Genomic DNA, 8,273 nt, shown 5'->3' on the forward strand with positions numbered 1-8,273 from the left:
GTCCAACTGTCACGCGGATATCTACGCCGTCCAGGCCTGACGGCCGAACGCTTTGTGGCGAGCCCGTTCGGAAACGCGGGCGAAAGACTTTATCGCACAGGAGACGTTGTCCGATGGTGCGAGAACGGCATGATCGAATACGTGGGGCGATCTGACTTCCAGGTCAAGATCCGCGGTTTCCGGATCGAACTGGGGGAGGTCGACGCAGCGTTGGCTGCGCATCCCGATGTGGAATTCGCAACCACTGTTGGTCGTCGTCTTCCTTCAGATGAGACCGTCCTGGTGTCGTACGCTCTGCCGCGTTCAGGTTCGAGAATCGACGGAACGCAACTGGAAGCGTTTGTCCGACAATCGCTCCCTCGGCATATGGTGCCCGCGGTCATCATGATGTTGGACGAGATTCCCTTGACGCCGGTAGGCAAGCTGGACCGAGAGGCATTGCCGGAGCCGATTTTCGCCGCCCGCGAGTTCCGACCGCCGTCGACCCATACCGAGGAATTGATTGCAGGGGTGTTCGCGGAGATTCTCGGGATCGAGCGAGTGGGTGCAGACGACGACTTCTTTGATCTCGGTGGCACTTCGCTGATTGCGGCGAGGGCGGCATCCCGGATCGGTGCGGCGTTGGATATCAGGATTCTTGTCGGAATGATCTTTGACGCCTCGACAGTGGCTGAATTGGCGACCGCCGTGGATTCTCATGTCGGCACCGGCAGTCGGGTTCCGCTGGTGGCGCAACAGCGTCCGGGGCGGGTGCCGTTGTCGTTGGCGCAGTCTCGGATGTGGTTTTTGAATCGGTTCGAGCCTGGTTCTGCGGTGAATAATATTCCGGTGGCGATTCGGTTGTCGGGGTCGTTGGATGTGGCTGCGTTGCAGGCGGCGGTGGCGGATGTGGTGGCGCGGCACGAGTCGTTGCGGACGGTGTATCCGGAGATCGATGGTGTGGGTTTTCAGGTTGCGGTTCCGGTTGCGGATGCTGTTCCGGATCTGACGCCGGTGCGGGTGGCCGAGGGGGTGGTGCTGGACCGGGTGGTGGACCTGATGTCGGCTGGGTTTGATGTGACGGCGGGGGTGCCGGTGCGGGCGGCGTTGTTCGAGGTGTCGCCGGCTGAGCATGTGTTGGTGTTTGTGGTGCATCACATTGCGGCGGATGGTTTTTCGATGGGTCCGCTGACGCGGGATGTGATGTCGGCGTATGTTGCGCGGACGCAGGGGCAGGTGCCGGGTTGGGGTCCACTCGAGGTGCAGTATGCGGATTATTCGTTGTGGCAGAGGGAGGTGCTCGGTAGCGAGGATGATCCGGAGTCGTTGATCTCGCAGCAGGAATCGTATTGGGTGTCGGTGCTGGCCGGTCTTCCGGATCAGCTGGATTTGCCCGTCGACAAGCGGCGACCAGCCTATCCGTCGTACACGGGCAACTCGGTGACCTTCACGATCGCGCCGCCGACTCATCGTCGTATCGTCGAGTTGGCCCAGGACAGTAATTCGTCGGTGTTCATGGTGGTGCATGCGGCGTTGGCGGTGTTGTTGTCGCGTTTGTCGGGTAGTGATGATATTGCGGTGGGGACGCCGATTGCGGGTCGTGGTGAGCAGGCTCTTGATGATGTGATCGGGATGTTCGTCAATACTTTGGTGTTGCGGACGCGGGTGGTTCCGGGTGGGAGTTTTGCGGATCTTCTGGCGGGGGTTCGTGAGGGTGATCTGGGTGCTTTCGGGCATGCGGATGTGCCGTTCGAGCGGTTGGTGGAGGTGCTCAATCCTGAGCGGTCGACGTCGCGTCATCCGTTGTTTCAGGTGGCGTTGGCTTTCGAGAATCTTGGTGGGTCGTCGTTCGAGTTGCCCGGGTTGACGGTCAGCGCAGTCGAATTCGATGTCCCGTTCGCAAAGAATGATCTGCAGTTGGCCATATCCGAGGCGGTCGACGACGCGGGTGCTGCGGCGGGTTTGGTGGGGCAGTTCACGTATGCGACGGATTTGTTTGATGAGTCGACTGTGGTGTCGTTTGTGGATCGGTTTGTGCGGGTTCTCGAGGCTGTGGTTGCGGATCCGGGTGTGTTGGTGGGTGATATTGAGGTGTTGTCGGGGGATGAGCGTGCGGTGTTGACGCATGTTCATGGTGGGGGTGTTATGCCGGTGCGGTTGTTGCCGGATGTTTTGGCTGCGGGTGTGGGTGTGGATCCGGATGCGGTGGCGGTGCGGGTTGGGGGCCGGTCGGTGTCGTATCGGGAGCTTGATGAGCGGTCGTCGCGGTTGGCGCGGTTGTTGATTGGGCGTGGGGTGGGTCCGGAGTCGGTGGTGGCGTTGGCGTTTCCGCGGTCGTTCGAGATGGTTCTCGCGGTGTGGGCGGTGGCGAAGTCGGGTGCTGCGTATGTGCCGGTTGATCCGGGTTATCCGGTGGAGCGGGTTGGTTTTTTGTTGAGTGATTCCGGTGCGGTGGTGGGGTTGACCGGGAGTGGGTTTGTGGATCGGTTGCCTGGTGGGGTGCCGTGGTTGGTTGTTGATGATCCGGCGTTGCTGGCGGTGTGTGAGGGGTTGTCGGGGGGGCCGGTTGCTGATGCGGATCGGGTGTCGCCGTTGCGGTCTGCTGATGTGGCGTATGTGATCTATACCTCTGGTTCGACGGGGTTGCCGAAGGGTGTGAGTGTCACTCATGCGGGTCTCGGGGGTGTGTTGGAGAGCGCTGCCGGGTTGTATGGGGTGAGTGCGTCGTCGCGGTTCCTGCATATTTGTTCGCCGAGTTTCGATCCGTCGGTGTTGGAGTGGATGGCGGCGTTCTCGGTGGGTGCGCGGTTGGTGATTGTGCCGCCGTCGGTTCTTGGTGGGGCGGAGTTGGCGGGGTTGATGCGTGATGAGGGGGTGACGCACACGATTGTCACTCCGGCAGTGTTGGGCACGGTTGATCCGGTGGGGCTCGAGAAGCTCGAGGTTGTTTCTGTTGGTGGTGATGTGACGACTGCGGATTTGTTGGCGAAGTGGGCGCCGGGTCGCAGGTATTTCAATGGGTATGGTCCGACGGAGACGACGATCATTTCGTCGTTTGCGGAGTTGTCGGCGGGTGGGCCGGTGACGGTGGGTCGGCCGATTTCCGGGATGTCGGCGTTGGTGCTTGATTCGCGGTTGCGGCCGGTGGTTCCGGGTGCGTCGGGTGAGTTGTATTTGGCTGGTGGTGCGTTGGCTCGGGGGTATCACGGTCGGGCGGGTTTGACGTCGGAGCGGTTCGTGGCGAATCCGTTCGGTGAGTCGGGTTCGCGGTTGTATCGCACTGGTGATGTGGTGCGGTGGACGGCGGATTTGATGCTCGAGTATGTGGGGCGCTCGGATTTTCAGGTGAAGGTGCGTGGTTTCCGGATCGAGCTCGGTGAGATCGATGCGGCGCTCGCTGTGCATCCGAGTGTGGGGTCCGTGGTCACGGTTGATCGGGAACTCACTACCGGTGCAACGGTTTTGGTGTCGTATGTGGTGCCGTCGTCGTCGGCTGTGGTGGATTCGGTGGAACTGGCGGATTTCGTGGGGGCGTCGTTGCCGGCGCATATGGTGCCGTCGGCGGTGGTGGTGCTCGATGCGTTGCCGTTGACGGTCAACGGGAAGGTCGATCGGAAGGCTCTGCCGGAGCCGGTGGTGCAGGCGCGGGTGTTCCGGGCGCCGCAGGGTCGGGTCGAGGAGATCGTCGCGGAGGTGTTCGCCGATGTGCTCGGGGTGGAGCGGGTCGGTGTCGATGAGTCGTTCTTCGCGCTGGGTGGGGACTCGATTGTCTCGATTCAGTTGGTCTCGCGGGCGAAGGCGCGGGGTGTGGTGTTCTCTCCGCGGGATGTGTTCGAGCGTAAGACTGTCGCCGGGTTGGCTGAGGTCGCGGTCCTGACCGAGGATGCGGTGGCGGTGGTGCTCGAGGAGTTGCCCGGTGGTGGTGTGGGGTGGATGCCGTTGACCCCGATCGGGCGGTTCATGGTCGGGCGTGGGGGCGGGTATTCGCGGTTCTCGCAGAAGTTGACGGTGGAAGTGCCGGCGGGGATCGATCGGTCGGGTGTGGTGGGCACGATCGCGGCGGTGGTGGATCGTCACGACATGCTGCGGTCACGGTTGGTCGAGGATGATCGTGGGTGGGGTCTCGAGGTCGTCGAGCCGGGTGCGGTCGATGTCGACGGGTTGGTGCATCGGGTCGAGGTGGGTGTCGGCCTGTCCGGGGGGGCGGTGTCGGATCTGGCGTCTGCGGAGTTCGATGCGGCGTTGGGTCGGTTGGATCCGGGCGCGGGTGTGATGGTGCAGTTCGTGTGGTTCGACTTCGCGGCGGCGGCGGGTGAAGATCCGCGGCCGGGGTTGTTGCTGGTGGTGGCGCATCATCTGGTCGTTGATGGGGTGTCGTGGCGCATTGTGGTGCCGGACTTCGTGTCTGCGTGGGTGCAGCTCTCGGGTGGTCAGGTGCCGGTGTTGGCTCCGGTGGGGACGTCGATGCGCCGGTGGGCGCATGCGCTGGTCGAGGAGTCCGTCGCTGGGACGCGGGTGGCGGAGTTGCCGCTGTGGCGGTCGGTGCTCGAGGGTCCGGATCCGGTGTTGGGGGTGCGTGCGCTCGATCCGGTGGTGGATGTGGAGTCCACCGTGGAACGGGTTGAGGTGGTGGTGTCGGCGGAGGTGACGGCGTCGTTGTTGACGTCGGTGCCGAGAGTGTTCCGTGGTGGGGTCAATGACGGGTTGTTGGCGGCGTTGGCGTTGGCGGTCAGTCGGTTCCGTCGTGAGCGCGGAGTGGTGGTGCCGTCGACGTTGATCCAGCTCGAGGGTCACGGCCGTGAGGAGGCGGTGATTGCGGGGGCGGATCTGTCGCGGACGGTCGGGTGGTTCACCAGTGCGTTCCCGGTGCGGTTGGATATCGGTGACGTGGATGTCGATGAGGCGTTTGCCGGTGGTGCCGCGATCGGGCGTGTGGTGAAGGCGGTCAAGGAGCAGTTGCTGGCGATCCCGGACAAGGGTGTCGGTTACGGGTTGCTGCGGTATCTCAACGATGAGACGGCTGCGCAGTTGGGCGGATTCTCTTCGGGGCAGGTCAGTTTCAACTATCTGGGGCGGATTTCCTCCGGGGATATCCCGGAGGGGTATGCGGATCTGGGGTGGTTGCCTTCCGGCGGGCTGGGTGATTTCTCGGCGCCGGGCGATGCGGACATGCCGGCGAACAAGGTCGTCGATATCAATGCGATCGTGCTCGATACCGCTGTGGGGGCTCAGCTCAGTGCCGGGTTCGCGTTCCCGGTCGGTGCGATCTCGCGGTCGGACGTGGCCGAGTTGGCCGATCTGTGGGTTGCGGCGTTGTCGGCGTTGGGTTCTCATGCCGAGGGTCCGGGTGCGGGTGGGTTGACGCCGTCCGATCTGTCGTTGGTGTCGTTGGGGCAGGTGGAGATCGAGCGGTTCGAATCCCGGTTCCCGGCGTTGTCGGATGTGTGGCCGTTGGCGCCGTTGCAGTCGGGGTTGTTGTTCCATGCGATGCTCGCCGAGGGATCGGTGGACGTGTATGCGGTGCAGATGGTCCTCGACCTCGGTGGCAGTGTCGACGCTGTTCGGCTTCGTGCTGCGGCGCAGGCGGTGGTGGATCGGTATCCGAATCTGCGGTCCGCGTTCGTCACTGATGATCGTGGTGATTCGGTGCAGGTGGTGGTCGATGGTCTGCAGGTGCCGTGGCGTGAGGTGGATCTGAGTGCGGTGCCTGAGGGGCAGCGTGCGGGGGCGGTGGCGCGGGTTCTCGACGAGGATCAGGCCACGCCTTTCGAGATGGCTACCCCGCCGTTGATCCGGTTCACGTTGGTGAAGGTGTCCGAGGGTGCGTTCAAGTTGGTGGTGGCCAATCATCACATCCTGCTCGATGGCTGGTCGATGCCGTTGTTGATGAAGGATCTGCTGGTGTTGTATGCCACCGGCGGGGATGCGTCGGTGTTGCCGCGGGTGCGTTCGTATCGGTCGTATCTGGTGTGGCTCGGCGAGCAGGACCGGCAGGTGTCCCTGGAGGTATGGTCGCGGGCGTTGTCGGGTGTGGACGAGCCGACCCTGTTGGCGCCGGCGGACCCGGGTCGGGAGATCACCTCGCGTTCGGGTGAGGTCGCGGTTTCGTTGGGCGAGCAGGTGACGGCCCGGTTGTCGTCGTTGGCGGCGCGTGTGGGTGTGACGGTCAATACCGTGATGCAGGCGGCGTGGGGTGTGTTGTTGGGCCGGATGACATCTCGTGATGATGTGGTGTTCGGGGCGACGGTGTCGGGTCGTCCGCCGCAGTTGCCGGGTGTGGAGTCGATGGTGGGGTTGTTCATCAACACCTTGCCGGTGCGGGTGCGACTCGATCCGCAGGAGTCGGTCGAGTCTTTGTTGATGCGGGTGCAGGGTGAGCAGGCGGATCTGCTTGATCATCACTATCTGGGGTTGCCCGATATCCAGCGGGCTGCGGGTGTGGGGGCGTTGTTCGACACGTTGACGGTGTTCGAGTCGTATCCGGTCGATCAGCAGGGTCTGGCGGAGCAGGCCGGCGCCATCGACGGAATGAGTGTTGATGGGGTGCAGGCGAGTGATGCGACCCATTATCCGTTGACGTTGTTGATTGTTGCGGGTGCCCAGGTCGGACTGACGTTGAACTATCTGCAGGATGTGTTCGACGAGTCGACGGTGCGATCGCTGGCTGACCGGCTCGCGCGCATTCTGGATGCCTTCGCATCGAGGCCCGAGATTCCGGTGGGGGAGATCGAGATCCTTGATGCGGTGGAGCGGGATCTGGTGGTGTCGGGGTGGAATGACACCGGGCATCCGGTGGATGCTGGTGCGACGTTGGTGTCGTTGTTCGACGCTCAGGTCTTGCGCACTCCGGGGAATGTGGCGCTGGTCTTCGAGGGTGAGGAGCTGACCTACGCCGAGTTCGATGCGCGGGTGAACCGGCTCGCTCGCCGGTTGATCGCCGAGGGTGTGGGTCCGGAGGCGCTGGTGGGTGTGGCGATGCGCCGTTCGTTGGATTTGTTGGTGGGAATGTATGCGGTGGTGAAGGCCGGCGGTGGGTATGTGCCGTTGGATCCGGATCAGCCGCGGGAGCGGAATGCGTTCGTGCTCGAGACCGCGGCGCCGATGTGTGTGCTGACGGTGCGGGGCGATGCGCAGGATCTGCCGACGGGCGATGTTCCGTTGCTGGCGATCGACGCGGTGGATTTGTCCGGTTTCGACAGCGCGCCGGTGACGGATGCGGAGCGGGTGTCACCGTTGCTGCCGGATCACACGGCGTATGTGATGTTCACGTCGGGGTCGACGGGGCGACCGAAGGGTGTGGTGGTCAGTCACCGATCGATCAGTTCGCATCTGTTGTGGATGGCGGATCGGTTCGGCCCGGATGCTGATGACCGGGTGCTGCTGAAGGCGACGTTTACGTTCGATATCTCGCTGTGGGAATGCTTCGGGGCCTTGCAGACCGGTGGGCGGGTGGTGATTGCCCGTCCCGACGGTCACCGTGACCCGGAGTATCTTGCGCGGTTGATGGACGACGAGCAGATCACGACGGTGCATTTCGTTCCGTCGATGTTCGAGGTGCTGTTGTCGGATTCATCGCTGCGCCTTCCCGACTCGCTGCGGCGAGTGATCGTCGGCGGTGAGGCGACGAGCGTGCACCTTGCCCGGCGGGTGGCGCAGCGGGGGGTGGCTCTGTTCAACGGTTATGGTCCTACCGAGGTGACGGTGACGTCAACTCTGTCGTCGTGTGCGGACGCCGAGTTGTCGAGGACTGTGCCGATCGGACGTCCCGCGTGGAACACGCAGGCGTATGTGCTCGATTCGCGGTTGCGGCCGGTGCCGGTGGGTGTTGTCGGGGAGTTGTACCACGGTGGCGTGCAGGTGGCGCGTGGTTATCACCGTCGGGCGGAGTTGACGGCGGAGCGGTTTGTGGCGAATCCGTTCGGTGGCAGTGGTGACCGCTTGTATCGCACGGGTGATCTGGTGCGGTGGAACGCTTCTGGTGAGTTGGAGTACATCGGTCGTACTGATTTCCAGGTGAAGTTGCGGGGGCAGCGGATCGAGCTCGGGGAGATCGAATCGGTGCTGCGTGACGTGGATTCGGTGGCGCAGGCTGTGGTGGTGGTGCACGGTGATGGGCGTGCCGGGGATCAGTTGGTGGCGTATGTGGTGCCGGGTGAGGGTGCGGTCGTCGATGCCCAGGTGCTGAAGGCTGCGGCGTCGCGGGATCTGCCGGGCTATATGGTGCCGTCGGCGTTTGTGGTGTTGGGGGAGTTGCCGCTGAATGCGTCGGGCAAGTTGGATCGGAAGGCGTTGCC

General features: G+C 63.4%; 1 protein-coding gene. It reads left to right on the forward strand.

The window, feature by feature from the left end; all coding sequences use genetic code 11:
- Nucleotides 1-8,273: non-ribosomal peptide synthetase (locus MLGJGCBP_RS50095; protein ID WP_201453380.1), on the forward strand; the 8,273-nt coding region annotated here is incomplete at both ends.

The sequence above is a fragment of the Rhodococcus sp. T7 genome, assembly GCF_009872365.1.
Taxonomy (GTDB): domain Bacteria; phylum Actinomycetota; class Actinomycetes; order Mycobacteriales; family Mycobacteriaceae; genus Rhodococcus_F.